The 19,056-nt window shown below is 64.4% G+C and carries 17 protein-coding genes; 9 read left to right on the top strand and 8 right to left on the bottom strand.

Annotated elements, in window-relative coordinates; translation table 11 throughout:
* Position 1: 1 nt before the first annotated feature.
* Both ACVW1B_RS04780 and ACVW1B_RS04785 read right to left on the bottom strand, forming a co-directional pair.
* Positions 2 to 1,111, bottom strand: a complete 1,110-nt coding sequence (locus tag ACVW1B_RS04780) for an ABC transporter permease (protein WP_456821243.1) — start codon at positions 1,109 to 1,111, stop codon at positions 2 to 4.
* Positions 1,108 to 2,217 carry a BMP family ABC transporter substrate-binding protein gene (locus ACVW1B_RS04785; RefSeq protein ID WP_057015255.1) on the bottom strand — a complete coding sequence of 370 codons (1,110 nt, stop codon included), beginning with the start codon at positions 2,215 to 2,217 and terminating at the stop codon, positions 1,108 to 1,110. The genes ACVW1B_RS04780 and ACVW1B_RS04785 overlap by 4 nt, the downstream gene beginning before the upstream one ends.
* 373 nt (positions 2,218 to 2,590) lie before the next feature.
* Here ACVW1B_RS04785 and ACVW1B_RS04790 point away from each other — a divergent pair, with 373 nt between their 5' ends.
* The 3 genes from ACVW1B_RS04790 (at position 2,591) to ACVW1B_RS04800 (ending at position 5,671) form a co-directional block, all read left to right on the top strand.
* Positions 2,591 to 3,862, top strand: coding sequence for an allantoate amidohydrolase (locus ACVW1B_RS04790; RefSeq protein WP_456821244.1), 1,272 nt, complete (start codon positions 2,591 to 2,593; stop codon positions 3,860 to 3,862).
* Between the two features lie 199 nt (positions 3,863 to 4,061).
* Positions 4,062 to 5,300 (top strand): ATP-binding protein, encoded by a 1,239-nt coding sequence (locus tag ACVW1B_RS04795; RefSeq protein ID WP_456821245.1) that lies wholly within the window; start codon positions 4,062 to 4,064, stop codon positions 5,298 to 5,300.
* A 149-nt stretch (positions 5,301 to 5,449) separates the two neighbouring features.
* On the top strand, positions 5,450 to 5,671 hold the full coding sequence (locus ACVW1B_RS04800; RefSeq protein ID WP_038377517.1) for a hypothetical protein: 222 nt from the start codon (positions 5,450 to 5,452) through the stop codon (positions 5,669 to 5,671).
* Here ACVW1B_RS04800 and ACVW1B_RS04805 read toward each other — a convergent pair.
* Positions 5,619 to 6,590 (bottom strand): LysR substrate-binding domain-containing protein, encoded by a 972-nt coding sequence (locus ACVW1B_RS04805; protein WP_456821246.1) that lies wholly within the window; start codon positions 6,588 to 6,590, stop codon positions 5,619 to 5,621. The genes ACVW1B_RS04800 and ACVW1B_RS04805 overlap by 53 nt on opposite strands.
* Before the next feature lie 86 nt (positions 6,591 to 6,676).
* On the opposite strand from ACVW1B_RS04805, the gene ACVW1B_RS04810 reads away from it, so the two are divergent.
* Entirely contained in the window at positions 6,677 to 7,747 is a 1,071-nt protein-coding gene (locus ACVW1B_RS04810; protein ID WP_456821247.1) for a YeiH family protein, read from the top strand.
* A gap of 13 nt (positions 7,748 to 7,760) precedes the next feature.
* Here ACVW1B_RS04810 and ACVW1B_RS04815 read toward each other — a convergent pair whose 3' ends face one another.
* Positions 7,761 to 8,774, bottom strand: a complete 1,014-nt coding sequence (locus ACVW1B_RS04815) for a formamidase (RefSeq protein WP_028339439.1) — start codon at positions 8,772 to 8,774, stop codon at positions 7,761 to 7,763.
* Between the two features lie 224 nt (positions 8,775 to 8,998).
* On the opposite strand from ACVW1B_RS04815, the gene ACVW1B_RS04820 reads away from it, so the two are divergent.
* Both ACVW1B_RS04820 and ACVW1B_RS04825 read left to right on the top strand, forming a co-directional pair.
* A complete protein-coding gene (locus ACVW1B_RS04820) occupies positions 8,999 to 9,676 on the top strand; it encodes a cysteine hydrolase family protein (RefSeq protein ID WP_456821248.1) in 678 nt (225 codons plus the stop codon).
* A 275-nt stretch (positions 9,677 to 9,951) separates the two neighbouring features.
* Positions 9,952 to 10,563, top strand: a complete 612-nt coding sequence (locus ACVW1B_RS04825) for an LOG family protein (RefSeq protein ID WP_283063114.1) — start codon at positions 9,952 to 9,954, stop codon at positions 10,561 to 10,563.
* A 144-nt stretch (positions 10,564 to 10,707) separates the two neighbouring features.
* On the opposite strand, the gene ACVW1B_RS04830 is transcribed toward ACVW1B_RS04825, so the two are convergent.
* From ACVW1B_RS04830 to ACVW1B_RS04845, 4 genes are all read right to left on the bottom strand, one after another.
* Positions 10,708 to 11,532 carry a carbohydrate ABC transporter permease gene (locus tag ACVW1B_RS04830; RefSeq protein ID WP_456821249.1) on the bottom strand — a complete coding sequence of 275 codons (825 nt, stop codon included), beginning with the start codon at positions 11,530 to 11,532 and terminating at the stop codon, positions 10,708 to 10,710.
* Positions 11,529 to 12,401, bottom strand: a complete 873-nt coding sequence (locus tag ACVW1B_RS04835) for a carbohydrate ABC transporter permease (protein ID WP_456823000.1) — start codon at positions 12,399 to 12,401, stop codon at positions 11,529 to 11,531. Before ACVW1B_RS04835 ends, ACVW1B_RS04830 begins: the two co-directional genes overlap by 4 nt.
* A gap of 143 nt (positions 12,402 to 12,544) precedes the next feature.
* The gene (locus ACVW1B_RS04840) at positions 12,545 to 13,867 is read right to left on the bottom strand and encodes an ABC transporter substrate-binding protein (RefSeq protein ID WP_092082514.1); all 1,323 of its coding nucleotides are present in this window, start codon (positions 13,865 to 13,867) and stop codon (positions 12,545 to 12,547) included.
* 115 nt (positions 13,868 to 13,982) lie between these two features.
* Positions 13,983 to 14,837, bottom strand: a complete 855-nt coding sequence (locus ACVW1B_RS04845; RefSeq protein ID WP_456821250.1) for a VOC family protein — start codon at positions 14,835 to 14,837, stop codon at positions 13,983 to 13,985.
* 78 nt (positions 14,838 to 14,915) lie between these two features.
* Here ACVW1B_RS04845 and ACVW1B_RS04850 point away from each other — a divergent pair, with 78 nt between their 5' ends.
* The 3 genes from ACVW1B_RS04850 (at position 14,916) to ACVW1B_RS04860 (ending at position 19,050) form a co-directional block, all read left to right on the top strand.
* Positions 14,916 to 16,283 carry an NAD(P)/FAD-dependent oxidoreductase gene (locus tag ACVW1B_RS04850; RefSeq protein WP_456821251.1) on the top strand — a complete coding sequence of 456 codons (1,368 nt, stop codon included), beginning with the start codon at positions 14,916 to 14,918 and terminating at the stop codon, positions 16,281 to 16,283.
* Between the two features lie 218 nt (positions 16,284 to 16,501).
* Positions 16,502 to 17,689 (top strand): 6-phosphofructokinase, encoded by a 1,188-nt coding sequence (locus tag ACVW1B_RS04855; RefSeq protein WP_283090066.1) that lies wholly within the window; start codon positions 16,502 to 16,504, stop codon positions 17,687 to 17,689.
* A gap of 143 nt (positions 17,690 to 17,832) precedes the next feature.
* Entirely contained in the window at positions 17,833 to 19,050 is a 1,218-nt protein-coding gene (locus ACVW1B_RS04860; RefSeq protein ID WP_456821252.1) for a fructose 1,6-bisphosphatase, read from the top strand.
* Positions 19,051 to 19,056 lie beyond the last annotated feature (6 nt).

Consider the following 19,056-nt stretch of genomic DNA (forward strand, 5'->3'; position numbering starts at 1 on the left):
GTCAGGACTTTCCCTTCAGGAAGCCGATGCGCCCGTAGAGCGCGTCGCTGGCCAGCACGAACACGAAGATGATGCCTTGCAGCACCAGCACGGAGGCGTCGGGCAGGCCGAGCCGCCGCTGCAGCAGGCCGCCGGAAGCCGAGATGCCGCCGAGCAGGATCGCCACCGGAATGATCGCCAGCGGATTCTGCCGCGCCAGGAACGCAACCAGGATGCCGGTGAAGCCGTAGCCCGCCGCGAGATTGGCGTTGGTGCGGCCCTGCACGGCCGCGACCTCGATCATGCCGGCAAGGCCGGCGCAGCTGCCGGCGAGGAAGCAGACGGTCAGGATCAGCTTGCCGACGCTGAGCCCGACGATCTTGGCGGCGCGGATGTTGCCGCCGGCGACGCGCGCCGCGAAGCCGAAAGTGGTGTGATAGATCAGGATGTAGGCGACGATGGCGGCGACGAGGCCGAACGCCAGGCCCCAATGCACGTCGGTGCCGGGAATGGTGCCGATCATGTTGGCGGCGCCGATCTCGCGCGTCGACGGCTTGTTGAGGCTCGCCGGATCGCGCATCGGCCCCTCGACCAGATGGTTGAGGATGGCGAGCGCGATATAGACCAGCAGCAGGCTCGAGATCGTCTCGTTGACCCCGCGATATTGCCGCAGGCCGCCCGACAGCGTGATCCAGAGACCGCCGCCGATCATGCCGGCGATCACCATCGCGATCTGCACGACGATCGGTGCCGCACCCTGCAGCGCCAGCGCCGCCGCGGTCGCCGACAGCGCGCCGATCAACAACGCGCCTTCGCCGCCGATGATCACCATGCCGAGCTGCGCCGGCAGCGCCGTGCACAGCGCGGTCAGGATCAACGGCGCGGCGCGGGTCAGCGTGTTCTGCCAGGAGAAGGCGGTGCCGAACGCGCCGTAATACATGTAGAAATACAGATCGAGCGAGTTCTTGCCGTAGAGCGCGACAAAGCCGCCGAACACCGCGAGCGCGCCGACCAGCGCCGCGCCCGGGATCAGGATGTATTCGATGCGCGCGCCGTGGCGCTGGAGGAATCCGGGATCGGCGGCCGGAGCGATGCCGGCCGCCTCCACCGATTCCGCCGTCTCGGTCGTCACGCGGTGGCTCCGATCACGCCCTCGACGAGATAGTCCATCTTCTCGAGTTCGGGATCCTGCTGGCCGCGATCGGTGCCGGAAGCGATCACCGTCTTGCCCTTGTTGTCGACGAGCGGGCCCTTGAAGATCGTAAACTCGCCGGCCATGAACTTGGCCTTGACGTCGTCGGCGTGCTTGCGTGCCTCGGCGGACACCATCTCGCCATAGGGCGACACCTTGACGATCTCTTCCTTGAGGCCGCCGCGATAGAAGTTCGGGATCGCTTCGCCCGCGGTGATCATCTTGACGAATTTCGGGTAGAGCGCCTCCCAATTCCACTCGGCGCCGGTGAGATAGGCCTTCGGCGCCAGCGGCGACTGGTTGACGTGATAGCCGCATACAAGAGCGCCGCGGCGCGCGGCGTTCTCGACCATCGTCTTCGGTCCGTCGACATGGCAGGTCAGCACGTCGACGCCCTGGTCGATCAGGCTGTTGGTCGCCTCGGCCTCCTTGACCGGCATCGACCAGTCGCCGGTGAAGATCACCTGCGTGGTCGCCTTCGGATTGGCGAGCCGGGCGCCGAGCGTGAATGCGTTGATGTTGCGGAGCACCTGCGGGATCGGCTTGGCGGCGACGAAGCCGAGCTTGCCGCTCTTGGTCGAATAGCCAGCCACGATGCCGGAGATGTATTGCGCCTCGTCGATATAGCCGAAATAGCTGCCGGCGTTCTTCGGGTCCTTGTCGGACCACAGGCCGCCACAATGCTCGAAGCGCAGTTTTGGAAACTTGCCCGCCATCTTGAGGACGTGCGGGTTGTAGTAGCCGAACGAGGTCGGGAACATGAGCGTGGCGCCGTCGAGATTGATCATGGACTCGATGGTCTTCTCGACCGCATCGGTCTCCGGCACCTTCTCTTCCTCGACGACCTTGATGCCGGGAAGCTTCTTCACCGCCGCGGCTCCTTGCGCGTGCGCCTGGTTGTAGCCGTAGTCGTCGCGCGACCCGACATAGATGAAGCCGATCGTGGTTTCCGCTGCCGCCGCGCCACGAATGCCGAGCGTGCTGCCGAGCGCCAGTGCGGCGCTGCCCTGCAATAAATGCCTTCTTGAAATCCTGCCAAAATCCATCGCTCGCTCCCTCCGGCGGGTCCGGCCCGCCTGTCCCTGTCGCAGCCGCCTGACGGCGGAGCTTGGGGAAAGTGTCGCAAGCTTCATGCCAGAGCATGTTTGGCGATCGGCCTTCCATAAGTGGTTGAATGTATGTTGGAATGGTGATTGCTCCCAGATAGCTCGGAAGCTGATTGAGACTGGTTTGCCTATTTTATGAGCGATCGATCGCTGTTGTATGCAATGCCGTTAAGCAGTCGCTAACCGCTGGACGGCCGGTGCGACCCCGGTCGGGGCCGGCGCACGACGCGCCATTTGCCGGCTGGTGAATCGTATCGGGCCTGCTACGAGTGAAGCGGGCTCCGCCGGCCGCGTTGGACTGATGGGAAACAGCATGAGCGAGACAAAACCGTCCTCGAAATCGTCTTCCCTTGGCGAAGAGATCGTGGCGCGGATCGATCAGCTCGCGACGATCTCCGAGACGCCTGAGCATCTGGCGCGAATCTTCCTCACCGAGGAGCACCGCAAGGCGGCCGATCTCATCCTGTCCTGGATGCGCGAGGCCGGCATGAGCGCGCATCTCGACGCCATCGGCAATGTCTGCGGCCGCTATGAAGGCGAGCGGCCGGGCCTGCCGGCGCTGATGCTCGGCTCGCATTACGACACCGTGCGCGACGCCGGCCGATGGGACGGCCCGCTCGGTGTCATCACCGCAATCGCCTGCATCGCCGATCTGAACCGGCACGGCACGCGACTGCCGTTTGCGATCGAGATCGTCGGCTTTGCGGACGAGGAGGGCGTGCGCTTCGCCTCGACCCTGCTCGGCAGCCGCGCGGTCGCCGGCACCTTCGACGAGAGCTTGCTCAACACGCGCGACCGCACCGGGACGTCGATGCGCGATGCGCTGCTTCAATTCGGGCTCGATCCCGATCATATCGGCAAGGCGGCGCGCGCCCGCCGCGAGCTGCTCGGCTATGTCGAGCTGCACATCGAGCAGGGTCCCGTGCTGGAAGAGAAGGCGCTGCCGGTCGGCGTCGTCAGTGCGATTTCGGGCGCGACCCGGCTGGCCGCCAGTCTCACCGGCGTCGCCGGCCATGCCGGCACGGTGCCGATGAAGCTGCGGCGCGATGCGCTGGCGGGCGCTGCCGAATGCATCGTTGCGATCGAACAGTTTTGCAGGTCCGACGAACAAGGCCTCGTCGGCACCGTCGGCTATGTCAACGCGATGCCGGGCGCCACCAATGTGATCCCGGGCAAGGTGTCCTTCACCATGGATATCCGCTCGCAGAACGACATGCATCGCAAGCGCGCCGTCGCCGACATCGTGCGGCAGATCGAGGCGATCGCAAAACGCCGCGACCTCGCCTTGCAGATCGACGTCACCCACGAGAACCGCAGCGTGCCCTGCGCGCCATGGCTGAAGTCCCAGATCGCCGAGGCCGTCGCGGCCGAGGGCTATGCCGCGTTCGAGCTGCCGAGCGGGGCGGGGCATGACGGGATGGCGATGGTGGATGTCGCCGATATCGGCATGATCTTTCTGCGCTGCCGCGGCGGGATCAGCCACAATCCGGCCGAGCATGTCGAACTCGCCGATGCCGACATCGGCGCGCGGGTGCTGCTGCGCGTCGTCGAGAATTTTCGTCCGCACGTTGCAGTGAATAGCTAAAATTGCGCGCTTCGCAGGCCTGCGCCGAGGGGCGCTTGCTGCCCACGTTGCGTCAGCACGCCGCAGGCACTGGTCAGGGGCCGCTGCCGGCCCGACCCATGCCTGATCCGGACAGATCAGACCACCGTTTCCGGCTCAGCTGGCCTATTTGCGGGCCGGGCGTGAAGCGCTAGACTTGGTGCAACGGGGGGTAGTGGACATGAGGTCGTCCGTCGTCCAGGACGTTCAGTTCCCAAAGCAACCGGCGCTGCAGCTGATCTATGACACTGCGCCGATCGGGCTCGCCTACCTCTCTCCGGATTGCCGTTACCTTCAGATCAACCAGCGTCTCACCGAGATCTGCGGCATTTCGGTCGAAGGTCACCTCGGGCGTACGGTGCACGATTGCGTGCCCGCATTGGCTTCGGCGGTCGAAGGTATCGTTCAGTCGATCATGGAGACCGGAGAGCCCGTCACCGACGTGGAGGTTTACGGCCAGCGCCCCGGCCACAATGACGAGCGATGCTGGATCACGCATTGGCATCCGCAGCGCGAACCGAACGGGAGCATCGTCGGCGTCAACGTTGCGGCCGAGGAGATCACCGATCGCAAGCGCAGCGAACGCGAGATCCGCGCCGCGCGCGATGCAGCCGAGAAGGCGTTGCACCATCTGCAGGAGACCCAGGCGTCGCTGATCGAGGCGGAAAAGCTCGCGGCGCTGGGCCGGCTGGTGGCCGGCGTCGCGCACGAGATCAACAGTCCGGTCGGCACCAGTCTCACCGTCGCCTCGGTCCTGGAGCAGAAATGCGCCGACTTCGCTGCCGAGGCTGCGCGCGGCAAGCTGAAGCGATCCAGCCTGAGCGATTTCATCGAGGTCGTCGAAAGCGCCTCGTCGCTGCTTGTCGGCAACCTCAAGCGCGCGGCAGACCTGGTGCAATCGTTCAAGCAGGTGGCCGTCGATCGCAGCTATTTCGACCGGAGCCAGTTCGATCTCGGCGCGGCGACCGAGCAGGTTCTCTCGAGCCTGCGTCCGGCCTTGCCGAAGAACAACCTGGCGCTCGAGGTCAATTGCCCGCCCGGTCTTGCCATGAACAGCTATCCCGGCCCTTATGGCCAGGTGCTGACCAACCTGTTCGTCAATTCGGTGGCGCATGCGTTTCCGGATGGCAAGGGCGGCATCATCGCGATCCGGCTCCGCGCCTCAGGCGCGGACCAGGTCGAGATCCTGTTCGCCGACAACGGTTGCGGGATGGATCACGACGTGCTGCGGCAAGCCTTCGATCCATTCTTCACCACGCGCCGCGATATCGGCCGTATCGGGCTTGGTCTGCACATCGTTCATAACATCGTGACGAACCGGCTGGGTGGAGAGCTCCATCTCGACAGTGCCCCGGGCATGGGGACACGCATGCGGATCACGCTGCCACGCGTGGCGCCGCAGCGCGTGACCGATGGTTGATGGTTACAGGGGAGGCCGAGAAGGAAATGCTCCGCGGCTTTCGGACCGGAAAACGTCCTTCCAAGTAACCGCCGCAAAAGGCATTCCACTACCCTTGCTTCTGCCCCCGTCGTCGCGACATTCTCAGGGTATTCCTGATGGTTACGACGATGAGCCAATCCGCATTCGATCCCTTCGGCGAGCCGGTCCCCGCGGTCGATCCTTCGATCGCGAGCGAGGGCGTGTCGAAATGGCTGAAGACCGCGGGCACCAGCGTGTTCTGGGTGCTGGTGGTCGGCATCGTGCTGGCACGGGCCGTCTATTTCGAGCCCGGCGTGTTCAGCTTCGAGCATGCCGTTGCCTGGGCGCAGGGTCTGTTCGCCGCGCTCTAGCCGCAGGTCCGCGCGGCGCCGTCCTGGCCCTTTGCGCCTCCCGAATGATCCCCTCGAACGCGACCGCCGCCGGCACCTCGAGCCGGCCGGGCGATTTCAGCTGCCAGAGCGTGCGCTCGATATGGATGCCCTTGATCGGGATCACCTTCAGCTTTCCGAGCTTCACCTGATCGTCGATCGTTGCGATCGACACGATGGCGACGCCGACGCCTGATGCCACCGCCTGCTTGATCGCCTCGGTGCTGCCGATCTCGAGTGTCCGCTGCGGCTCGACGTGGTGGGCCGCCAGCGCCTGCGCGACCACCTCGCGCGTGCCTGAGCCGGGTTCCCGCACGATCAGGATCTCGTCGTTCAGCGACCGGATGTCGATCGGCCCCGGGACCGCTGCGAAGCGATGATCCGGACCTGCGATCAGCGCCATCACGTCGGTGCGCCAGGCGTCGCTGATCAAATTCTCGTCCTCGACCGGCCCCTCGACCAGCGCGATCTCGATCTCGTGTCCCAGCATCAGCGCGGCGATATCGCTGGTGTTGGCACTGACGACGTGCAGATCGATGCCGGGAAAGGCACGGTGGAACACACCGAGATATTCCGGGATCATGTAGGTCGCGATCGTGGTGCTGGCGCCGATCCGCAGCGAGCCGCTGTCGAGATTGCGCAGCGCCTGCAATTCGTCCTCGGCGGCGCGTTCGGCCGCGAACAGCGTCTCGGCATGCCGCGCCAGCGCCGCGCCCTCCCGGGTCGGCCGCACCCCCTTCGGCGTGCGGTCGAGCAGCCGGCAGCCGACCTGCAGCTCGAAATCCCGCACGCCCTTGGAGATCGCCGGCTGGCTGATGTGCAGGAGGTCGGCGGCGCGGGAGAAACTTCCGGTTCTCGCCACGGCCGCGAACAGGCGGAGCAGATGCAGGTTGAGGGACATAACTTCTCTCTATCGGGGCAGTCCGAAAATATATTAGCCAAGAGGTGTGCCTTGGCGCATAAAATCTTCTCCGAAAAGAGGATTTTGTGCCGGAACAAGAACAAGACCAGGGGCAGAAGCAGGGGGCGCTGCGGCGCATATTCCAGCTCATTCCGGGGATTCTGCTCTGCGGGGTCGTCACGGTCATCTCGCTCGGCATCCAGGCCGCCGAGGAGCGCGTTTTCGACCATCCCTATATCGAGGCCCTCGTCGTCGCGATCCTGCTCGGCATGGCGGTGCGCACCGCCTGGGAGCCGTCGGCGCGCTGGCGCTCGGGCATTGCCTTCAGCGCCAAGCAGCTGCTCGAGGTCGCGGTGATGCTGCTCGGCGCCTCCATCAGCTTTGCCGCGATCGTGGCGTCGGGCGGGCTGCTGATCGGCGCCATCGCGGTGACCGTCGTGATCATGCTGGCGGTGAGCTATGGCCTCAGCCGGATGCTGGGGCTCAAGACCAAACTCGCGATCCTGATCGCCTGCGGCAATTCGATCTGCGGCAACTCGGCGATCGCGGCGGTGGCGCCGGTGATCGAGGCCGATGGCGACGACATCGCCTCGTCGATCTCGTTCACCGCCATTCTCGGCGTGCTGATGGTGCTCGGCCTGCCGCTCTTGATCCCGCTGCTGAAGCTGACGGCGACGCAATACGGCATCCTCGCCGGCCTCACCGTCTATGCCGTGCCGCAGGTGCTGGCAGCGACCGTGCCGGCGGGCATCGTCAGCACCCAGATCGGCACGCTGGTCAAGCTGGTGCGGGTGTTGATGCTGGGCCCGATCGTGATTGGCCTCTCGCTGCTGGTGGCGCGGCGGCGCAAGGCCGGCGCCGCCAGGGAGGGCACCTCGAAGGCCGCCTCGATCAGCCCGTTCAAGCTGGTGCCCTGGTTCATCATCGGCTTCCTGGCGCTGGCCGCGCTGCGCTCGTTCCAGCTCGTGCCTGACATCGCGATCGCGCCGGTGACCAAGACGGCGGCGATCCTCACCGTCGTCTCAATGGCAGCGCTCGGGCTCGGTGTCGATGTGCGGGTGCTCTCGACCGTCGGCGGCCGGGTGACGGCCGCCGTCACGCTGTCGCTGATGCTGCTGCTGGGCTTGAGCATCGGCCTCGTGCACTTCTTCAAGTAGCCGCCGGAGGTGGCTACTCGGCGGCCTTCGCGGTCTTGCCGAACATCCGTGTCGGTGCGGGAAAGCCGCAGGACGTGCCGTCGGTGATCTTGACCTGATCTTCCCAAGGCAGGCGGAAGCGGCCGGACACCATGTCCTGCATGAACGTGTAGGGGCAATCCATCGCACCGCCCTTCACCGCGACATAGCCGCGGTGCCAGAGCTGATAGATGTTGTTCTCGACGCCCCAGTTGATCCGCGCCTCGCGCACGAGGTCGGGCCGCACCTCGGCGGTGATGATCTCGTCGGCCCGCCCTGTGGTCCCGTGCGCGATGATGCTGCCGTCGAAATTGACGATCATGCCTTCGCCCATCGAGTCGAACGACCCGTCCGAGCCGCACATGCAGACATTGGCCGTCACCATCAGGTTCTGGAACGCGTTGGCCTGGTTGGTGAAGCGCCAGCTGTCGCGGATCGGCGCGGTGTAGCCTGCGGTGCGGATCATGATCTCCGCGCCCTTGTAGGCGCATTCGCGGGCCATTTCCGGGAACATGCCGTCATGGCAGATGATCAGCGCGATCTTCGCGCCTTTCGGTCCATCGATCACGGGAATGCCGATGTTGCCGGGCTCCCACGGCTCGACCGGAATCCAGGGATGGAATTTGCGGTAGTACAGCTTGATATCGCCGTGATCGTCGATGATCAGCCCTGAATTATAGGGGTTACCATGCGGGTTGAACTCCATGATGGAGAAGCAGCCCCAGATCTTGTTCTCGATGCAGGCCCGCTTGAAAGCCGCGACTTCAGGCCCGTCGAGCCGGCACATGATCTCCGGATTGGTATCCATCGAGAGGCCGTGCAGCGAGTATTCGGGGAACACGACGAGGTCCATGGTTCCGAGGTTGCGCCGCGCCTTGCCGACCATCCATACGATGCGCTCCGTCTGCCGTGCCAGGTCGGACCTTGTCGCAACCACAGGCAACTGCAGCTGCACCAGTCCGATCACGACGCCGTTCGGTGATTTGTTGAGACCGCCAAGTCCATTCATGCCTGTCCTCCCGCCTGTTTGAAATGGGCTGTCATTTCGCGAACGATGATCTTCGTTCGGTCGGGCTCCCAGCTAGCAACGATCATGCCAGCAAGATCGCAGAATGCGCAAATGCAGCGTACGGTCGCATGCTGATCGGGATCGCCGCGATGCGCCGCATCATTGCGCAATGGCACGCGGTTTGCTTAATCAATGCGGGTTTTCTCGCATTCGGGGCGTGCGTCATGGCGAATTCAAGCGGGACAATCGCGGCGGAGCCGGCGCCGATCACGCTCGACTGGAGCAGGACCGCGCTCGTCATCATCGACATGCAGCGCGATTTCATGGAGCGAGGGGGCTTCGGCGAGACGCTCGGCAATGACGTCAGCCGGCTTGCCCGCGCGGTGCAGCCGATCGCCGCGGTGCTCGCGGCGGTGCGCGACGCCGGGCTGCTCGTGGTCCACACCCGCGAGGGCCATCCGCCCGATCTCTCCGACGCGCCGCCGGCGAAGGTCGAGCGCGGCGCGCCGTCGCTTCGGATCGGCGATCCCGGACCGATGGGACGAATCCTGATCCGCGGCGAGGCGGGGCACGACATCATTCCGGAGCTCTATCCCCTCGACAGCGAGATCGTGATCGACAAGCCCGGCAAGGGCGCGTTTTACGCCACCGAATTCGGCGACATCCTGCAGAAATACGGCATCGAGAATCTCCTGGTCTGCGGCGTCACCACCGAGGTCTGCGTCAACACCACGGTGCGCGAGGCCAACGACCGCGGCTACCGCTGCGTCGTGATATCAGACGGCTGCGCGTCTTATTTTCCGGAATTCCACGAGATGGGCCTGAAGATGATCAAGGCCCAGGGCGGCATTTTCGGTTGGGTCACCGATTCGGCCGCGGTGCTGGAGGCGCTCGCTGCATAGAGCATGCGACCGCGAAGGCACTGGGCTCCCTCTCACGCGTGTGGGAAAGAGAAGACTTCGTAGCCCGGATGCAGCGAAGCGAAATCCGGGACCGGTCTTCACGCAGGCCCAGAATCCCGGATTACGCTGCGCTTCATCCGGGCTACAAGGCTGGAGGCGCTCGCTGGCTAGAGGGGCGAGGGACGCGTCAGGGATATCGCCTTGGTGACCCAAAGCGGACTCTGGCGAGCACAACAAGCTTGACGCTATGGCCGTGCATCGCGTTTATCCTCCACATGAGCACGATCAAAGCAGTCTGCGTCTATTGCGGCTCCTCGCCCGGTCATGATGTTGCCTACGTCGAGGCAGGCGAACGATTGGGACACGCTCTTGCCGCATCGGGATTGACGCTGATCTACGGCGGCGGAACCCATGGTGTGATGGGCGCGGTCGCTCGCGGCACACTGAATAACGGCGGCAAGGTCGGCGCGATCATTCCGAGATTTCTCACAAACTGGGAAACGACGACTGATGCGCTCAAGATGTTCGAAGACTTGACGATCACAGACACCATGCACGAGCGCAAACACAGAATGTTCGAGCGTTCTGATGCCTTCGTGGCACTTCCGGGTGGCATCGGTACCGTCGAGGAAATCGTGGAAATAATGACTTGGGCCCAGCTTGGGCAGCACCGTAAGCCGATGGTCCTGGTGAACATCAAAGGTTTTTGGGCGCCGATGATGGCGATGCTGGACCACATACGCAGTGCAGGTTTCCTTCATAGGGACCACCTCCTTCAACCCATTATCGTTGATCGTGCCGAGGACGTAATCCCCGCGATTGTTGCGGCCGCTGCTAAAGAGAGCGCGTCCGAAGTCGGTGGTTCGTCGATCATCGACAAGATGTAGATTTCAGTGTCCTCAGACGTAATGGGGCCGGGTGCCATCGGCTTCCGCTATTGGCCTCAGCCGACATGACCGAGCGCGTGTCGTTTGTCCGCTTCTGACGGTAATGCAGGCGTCATTCGGCAGGCGGATTTACAAGTACGCGCTCTAACCGCCCTTCACCGCGCCCGCCGTCAGTCCCGCCACGATCTGCCGCTGCGCCATCACGGTGAGCAGCAGCACCGGCGCCGTCACGATCAAGGCGGCGGCGGCGAGCGGGCCCCAGCTCAGCTGGTCGAACGAGATCATGTTGTAGACCGCGACCGGCAGCGTGCGGGTCTCACGCCCGGCCAGCACGATGCCGAACACGAAATTATTCCAGGAGAAGATCACCGCGAGGATGAAGGCAACCGCAAGGCCGGGCTTTGCGATCGGCAGCGCGACATGGCGGAACACCTGCCAGCGCGTCGCGCCGTCGATCAGCGCAGCTTCCTCCAGCTCCAGCGGCGTGGTCTCGAAATAGCCGATCATGATCCAGATCACGATCGGCACCGTGACCACGAGATGGATGATGATCTGCGGCACCAGCGTGCCGAGCAGGCCGAGCCACTGGAACAGCAGGAACAACGGGATCAGATACGACAGGCCCGGCGTGATGCGCGCGATCAGGATCACGATCGCCGATTTATGCGCCGCCATCCGCGCGATGCCGTAGCCGGCGGGCACGCCGACCAGCATCGCAAGCCCCGTGGCGCAGCCGGTGACCACAAGGCTGTTGCTGAAATAGGTCAGGAACCGGTTGGACGCGAACACGTCGGCATAGTTCTTCCAGGTGATATGCTCCGGAAAGAACACCGGCGGGTAGGAGGCGTTGTCGATCTCGAATTTGAGCGACAGCGAGGCCATCCAGAGGAAGAACAGGATCGCCGGCGAGACGATGACGAACACCGACAGCCAAAGCCCGATCCGCCCGAGAATCTGGCGCGGGTTCATGCCTCGCCCCCGAGTTCAGATGTCCACAGCAGGCGCTTGCGCAAGTAAAGCAGCAGTGCCGCCAGCGCCACGATCAGGAGGAAGAACACCACCGCGATCGCCGAGCCGTAGCCGAGGTCGTAATAGACGAAGGCGACGCTGTAGAGATAGACGTTGATGGTCTCCGACGCCGAGCCCGGCCCTCCTTGCGTGATCGCGAAGATGATGTCGAAGCTTTTCACCGCGTCGATCATGCGGATCATGCCGGCGATGAACAGGAACGGCATGATCAGGGGCAGTGTGATGAAGCGGAACACCTGCCAGAAATTGGCGCCGTCGATCTGCGCGCTCTCATAGGGCTCGGTCGGGATCGCGGCGAGGCCGCCGAGCACGATCAGCATCACCAGCGGCGTCCATTGCCAGGTCTCGACCAGCACCAGCGAGGGGATCACCGTCGCGGGGTTGAATACCCAGAGCTGCGGCGGCAGCCCGACCAGCGACAGCAGATAGTTCAAGACGCCAAGCTGCGGGTGGAACATCATAGTCCACACCAGCGCGATCGCCACCGGAGTGGCCATCATCGGCATGATGAAGATGCCGCGCAAGAAGCCGCGCGCGGCGAATTTCTGATGAAACACCACCGCCGCCAGCGTGCCGAACACCAGCGGCAACAGCACTGACAGCGCTGTATAGGACAGCGTGTGCCCGACCGCCTCGACGAAGCGCGGATCGGTCGGCAGCCGCAGATAGTTCGCGAGCCCCACGAACACGGTCGGCGAGCCGACCTTCCATTCCTGCAGGCTCATCCAGATCGTGAAGACCCACGGAAAGATGATCACCGCCAGCACCACGACGAGCGCCGGGATCACGAACGGCCAATAGGACGGCAGACGCCATTCACGCGCCGGGGCGGCCTCTCCAGAGCCTGCGGCTCTGGACTCTTGCTTTGACGCGTTTTCTTCACGCGAACCGGTACCCACTTCGCTTGAAAACGCTTTGCCGGCCGCCGCCGGCTCAGTCTGAGTCACCACGCTCACGCTTTTTCGCTACGCTCCAGGATGGGGCGGAATTGCTCGTGCGCCTTTTTCAGCTCGGTGGCGGGATCGGCGCCGGACAGCGTCGCGGTCAGCGCCGCGCCGACGATGTCGCGGAATTCGGCGACCGGGATGATGACGGGCAGGCCGAGCTTGGAGATCTTGGCGGAGTCAACCACCGACTGCAGCCATTCCTTGGTCTTCACGCCCTTGGCGACTTCGGCATCGTCGACGATGGAGTTGCGGAACGGCACGCCGCCGCCGGCCTGCAGCAGGCGCGCGCCCTGTCCGCGCGAGACCACCCATTGGCAGAGCAGATAGGCGGCTTCCTTGTTCTTGCTCGCCGCGGCGATGCCGACGCCGTCGCCATAGGTCGAGGAGAACTTGCCCTTGGGACCGGCGGGTACCAGCGTGTAGCCGACCTTGCCGACGACGCGCGAGGCGGCGGGATCTTCCAGCGGCGGCGCCCAGCCGTCGGCGTCGATCCACATCGCGGACCTGCCTTGCGTGAAGGACGCCATCGACTCCATCCAGTTGAAGCCGGCGACGCCGGGAGGCGCGCATTTCGTCAGCAGCCGCTGATAGAGCTTGGTGGCCTCGATCGCTTCGGGGCCGTCGGTCAGGATGTTGCCCTTGGCATCGAGGAATTCGCCGCCATAGTTGAGATAGAAGTTGGTCCACATCGCCATGTTGGCGTTGCGCAGGCCGCGGCCGACGAAGCCGTAGATGCCTTCCTTCGGATCGGTCAGCTTCTCGGCCGCGATTGCCATCTCCTCGAGCGTCTTCGGGACCTCGACGCCCTTCTTCTGGAACAGCTCCTTGTTGTAGTAGAGGATGAAATAGTCGACCGACCATGGCAGCGACAGCATCTGGCCCTTGTCGTTGCGCGCATATTGCAGCCCGGCCGCCGAGAAATCGCTCTCGACGAGGTCCGGCGGCGTCATGCTCGGATCCTTCAGAAAGCCCGACATGTCGGCGAGCCAGCCAGCCTTCTCGAACTGCCGCTTCTGCACGTGATAGCTGAGGTGCACGACGTCGAAGCTCGGCTTGCCCGAGGACAGCTCGATCACGCATTTCTGGCGCTGCTGCTGCTCGGGGATCTGCTCCGACTCGACCTTGATGCCGGTGAGCTCGGTAAATTCCTTGATGTATTTTTGCAGATTGTCGCCGCGCGGCCCCTTGGCGAGAATCACCTCGAGCGTGGTGCCGGAATATTTCTTCCAGTTGACGTCGGCGCGGGCCGGAAATCCGGTCAGTCCAACCGCGCCGGCGGCCGCGGTGCCGGCCAGCATCTGCCGGCGCGAGATCAGGTGATGCGACATGTTTCTCTCCCTGGACGGTTCTTGTTTGGGAGAGATACTAGCGCCTCAACTTTCTGTGCCTAGTCCCACATGCGCGGCGCCGTTGCATAACGCTGCGCCGCGCATGGTATGGCAGCTATGGCTTGACGAAAGCGAGCAGGGTGCCGTTGCCGGAAGCCGGCGGCACGGTGATGCTATTGCCGCTCTTCACGCCGGCTGAGCCCAGCGCTTTCTCGGTCGCGGCAAGGTCGGCCGCGATCACGAGGCCGGCGCCGCCGCGGTCGGGCAGGCCATCCAGCGATACGCCGGGATAACGTTTGCCGAGCTGATCCCTGGTCAGGAACACGAAGTCGGCGCGGTTGCCGCCGGACGGCACCGCAACCGCACCGTCGGCGTCGTTCCTGACGGCGATATCGATCATCCTGGAGAGATGCGCGGCATCGGCCCCGGGATCGGGCGAGACGATCAGCAACTGCTTGAGGCGCTTTGCCCCATTGGCGTGCGTCATCAATTCGGGAATCCACACCGTCTCGCGGGTCTTGTGCTGGCAGGCGAAAATGCGGACGCCGCCGGGCGCCTCCGCGGTCGGCCACTGGAAGGTGCGGAATTTCGCCGCGGAGACCGTGCCATCAGGCAAGGTCACCGGGCGTTCGAAATCGGTCGGCCCGATCGGCGCATAGCCGCGCGCGCGAATCTCCTCGGCGCCAGCAGCGGAATCCACCGCGGTGAACGCGATGCGTTCGATGCCCTCGCCGCGCTTCTCGAGGAAGGCGCGCGCCGGAGCGTTGTGTTCGGTCGGGGTCAGCACGCCGAGCAATTCCATATAATCGGGGTCGAACATGATGGTGTAATTGCCCGATCCCATATGCGCGCTATGGGTGCCGCGCGGCGACACGGTGAAGCCGAGCCGCTTGTAGTTCTCGGCCGCCTTGTCGAGGTCCTTCACCATGACCACGGCGTGATCGATTCCGATGACGTTCTTGAGTGCCACTTGTTGTCTTCCCGGCTGGAATAGGAGAGTAGAGTAAAGCTAACCAGAATGACCGGGCGGCCGCAAGGAAGGATCATGATGAACAGCAATGCCGTGCGCTGGCCCAATTCGCTCTGGGCAGCAGTGACGCCCTCCGGCCCCGATTGTCCCGAACTGACTGGCGCGCAGCAGGCCGACGTCGTCATCATCGGCGGCGGCTTCACGGGTCTATCGACCGCGCTGCATCTGCGCGAGGCCAATGTCGACGTCGCGATCGTCGAGGCCGCGGAGCCGGGCTGGGGCGCCTCGGGGCGCAACAACGGCCAGGTGATCCCGACGCTGTCGCGCCCCGATCCGGATGACATCATCGCGAGGCACGGCGCGGCCGGCGAGCGCTTCGTCGCGTTGCTGCGTGACAGTGCGGCCATGCTGTTCGACGTCGTCAGGCGCTACAACATCGAGGCCGAGCAGGAGCAGGCCGGCTGGGTGCAGCCGGTGCACTCGCCGGGCCGCATCAAGATCGCGGAGCGACGGGTGCAGCAATGGTCGAAATTCGGCGCGCCTGTTGAGCTGCTGTCGCGCGATCAGACCAGCGACATGCTCGGCTCGGATGCCTGGTACGGCGGCTTCTGGAACAGGACCGGCGGCCACGTCAATCCGCTGGCGCTGGCGCGCGGCCTTGCGCGCACCGTGCTCGGCCTCGGCGCGCGAATCTATGCCCGCTCGCCTGCGACGAGTTTCGAGCGCCGCGGCGATCGCTGGGTGGTGAAGACGGAAAAGGGTGAAATCTCCGGTCGCGCGCTGGTGGTCGCGACCAACGCCTATAGCGGCGAGTTCGCGAAATCGCTGGTGCCGGAGATCGCAACCGAGGTGATGCCGGTGCTGTCGTGGCAGATGGCGACGCAGCCGCTGTCGGACAATGTGCGCAAGACCATCATTCCCGGCCGGCAGGCGATGTCGGACACCCATGGCGAACTCTATTTCGCGCGCTACGACGCCCGCAACCGCCTCGTCACCGGTGGTGCCGTGCTCGGTCCGGGCGACAAGACCGGGCGGCTGAAGGCGCGGGTGACCGAGCGGTTGCAGCGCCTGTGGCCGCAGATCGGCGAGGTCTCCTTCGACTATGTCTGGAACGGCTATGTCGGGATGACCGCGGATTTCCTGCCGCGCATGCACCGGCTGGGTCCCAACGCCTTTGGCTGGACCGGCTGCAACGGCCGTGCGGTCGCGCTGACGATCCCGCTCGGCCGCGAATTGGCGCGCGCGGTGCAGGGCGTGCCGGAAAGCGAGCTGGCGCTGCCGTTGACCGAGCCGGTGCAGTACGTGGCGCACGGGTTGCTCCGCAAGCTGGCGCCCTGGATGCTGGTGCTCTACCGCCGCCGCGATGCACAGGAGCTGGTCAAGGGCGATCGCTTCGAGTTGCTGCGCTGGGCTGAGTATTTCCTCGCCTCGCGCCGTTCGCGGTAAGCGCGGAGCAACGTCGCGCCATGCAGGCGAGACAAAGGGCATGGAGGGGCAAGCCGCCCGAGGTGGGGACTGGTCGGAGAACGTCGCTGGAAGAGTGGGACTCAAGCAGGTTCGGCCGGGTGTCGTGATCACGAGGATTCCGCCGTTGGCGGATAGCGTTGTGGAAACCCCGACGCGACGCAGGCGTTATTGCCAGATAGCAACCCTGGGAGGTGGGCATGGCGAGGAAGCGCATTGGTATTCTCACGGGAGGCGGTGACGTCCCCGGCCTTAACGCGGTGATCAAGAGCGTGACTTATCGCGGCAGCGAGGACGACATCGAGGTTGTCGGTCTCCGCCGGGGCTGGGAGGCCCTCACGCACCTGAACCTCGACGACCCGTCGAGCAAGTCCCATTACATCATCCCGCTGAACCGCGAAAATACGCGCGTCATCGACCGGCGCGGCGGCACCGTGCTGCACTCGAGCCGCACCAATCCCTCCAAAATGAAGAAGTTGCCCGATCATCTCGCGGGCCGCGACTTTCCGGTTTCCCAGAGCACCAAGGGTGGCATCGCAACCACGACGTGGGACCTCACCAACGAGGTGCTCGCGAACCTCGCGGGGCTCGGTATCGAACATCTGATCGCCATCGGCGGCGACGATACTCTCAGCTACGCGGACAAGCTCAACAGGCGAGGCGTCAAGATCATTGCCATCCCGAAGACGATGGACAACGACGTTCGCAACACCGAATACTGCATCGGCTTTTCGACCGCGATCACCCGTGCCAGCGATGCCATCCAGCGCCAGCGCACCACCGTCGGCTCGCACGAGCGAATCGGCATCTTCCGCGTCTTTGGTCGCGATGCCGGCTTTACGGCGCTCTATACCGCATACGCAACCTCGATCCGATGCGCCATACCGGAGTACAAGGTCAATCTCGACAAGCTGATCCAGCTTCTCCTCGATGACAAGCACGGCAACCCAAGCAACTACGCGTTGATCGTGCTCAGCGAGGGCGCCGAGTGGGAGGGCTACAAGGTGCAGGAATTCGGCGAGCCTGACGCCTACGGTCACCGCAGGAAGGCGAGCGTGGCCGAAGCGTTCGCGGACGAGATCAAGCGGCGCACCGGCGAGGAGACCATCGTCTCTGACCTCACCTACGACCTGCGGTCAGGCGATCCGGACTTCATCGACAAGCTTGTGGCGCTGACGTTCGGCAACATGGCTTACGATGCGATCCTGGAAGGCAAAACCGGCCTCATGTCGGCGCTGGTCGAGGGCCGCTACGACCTCGTGCCGATCCCCGACGCCAAGCTCGGGCCACGCAAATTGGACGTCGCAAGCGCGTACAACACCGAGCGCTACCGTCCTCTCTATTCCAACAAGCGGGGCCTGCCGATCTTTCTCAACCGCGCTTCATAGGGCGGGTGGTAACCCCATCGGGCATGACGAGTTATTCCAGATGCGTCGATAGCCCGTATCGACACGCGGTGACGGAGGGGCCATAGTTCCGCAAGGAATTTGCGCGGGGAACCTGTCGCACCAAGCGACGTTCTTTTTCGCAAATGAGCGCGCCGTCGCCCCCGGCGCAGCGAGCGCCGAGGCGAAGGCGCTGCGCTGCGGTCGGAGGGATGCTCATGAAACTCACCATTTCGGTCATCAAGGCTGACATTGGCTCCGTTGGGGGCCACACGAAACCATCTGCGCGCATGATGGCGGCTGTCGAAGGGGAGGTCGCGAAAGCGATCGAAAACGGTCTCCTGATCGACGGGTTCGTGCGCCATACCGGCGACGATATTGCGATCGTCATGACGCACACGCGGGGCGAAGGGAGCTCCGAAGTCCACCAATTCGCCTGGAAGACGTTTCTCGTGGCCACCGCGGTTGCGAAGACCTCCGGCCTCTACGGCGCCGGCCAGGATCTTCTCGTCGACGCCCCCTCCGGAAACGTTCGCGGCGCGGGCCCGGCCGTCGCCGAACTCAGCTTCGACCACAGCCTTTCGGGCGCGAGACCCGCGGAGTCCTTCATGGTGTTCGCCGCAGACAAATGTGGCCCCGGTGCCTACAACCTGCCGCTCTATCTGGCTTTTGCCGATCCCATGTATTGCGCCGGGCTGATGCTGCCCCCGATGATCAAGGGCTTCCGTTTCCATATCATCGATATGGACAACACGGCCGGCGACAGCGTGATCGAACTCGATGCGCCCGCGGACGGCTACCACATTGCGGCGCTGCTTCGCGACAACGAGCGCTTCGGCATTGATCGCATCGTCTCGAAAACCTATGGCGAGGTCGCCGTCGCCGTTTCGGCGCAGCGCCTTCACTCCATCGCAGGCAAGTACACCGGCAAGGATGATCCGGTCGCGGTCGTCAGGAACCAGGGCATTTTCGCGGCGCCCGAAGAAATCATCTCGCCGTTCACCAAGGCGCACTTCGTGGGCGGCGATGCGCGCGGCTCGCATGTGATGCCGCTCATGCCGGTGCCGCTCAACACCCCGGTGACGGGGATGTATTGCCTGCCGATCGTGTCCTGCGTCGGCTTCTCGATCGACCGCGACGGGAAGTTCTCGGAGTCCTATACCGACTTCTTTGACAACCTTGCCTGGGACGAGGTCCGCCAGCGCGCGCAGCGCAAGGCGATCGAGATGCGCAGCCAGGGCTGGTCCGGCGCTGCGATGCTGCCCTATTCAGAGCTGGAATATGGCGGCTTCCGCGACACGGTATCCGGATTGCTGAAGCGCTTCCGGCTGCGCGAGGAGCCCAAGCCACAAGCGGCGGAGTAGGGCCGC

The organism is Bradyrhizobium sp. USDA 4502, from assembly GCF_054063355.1.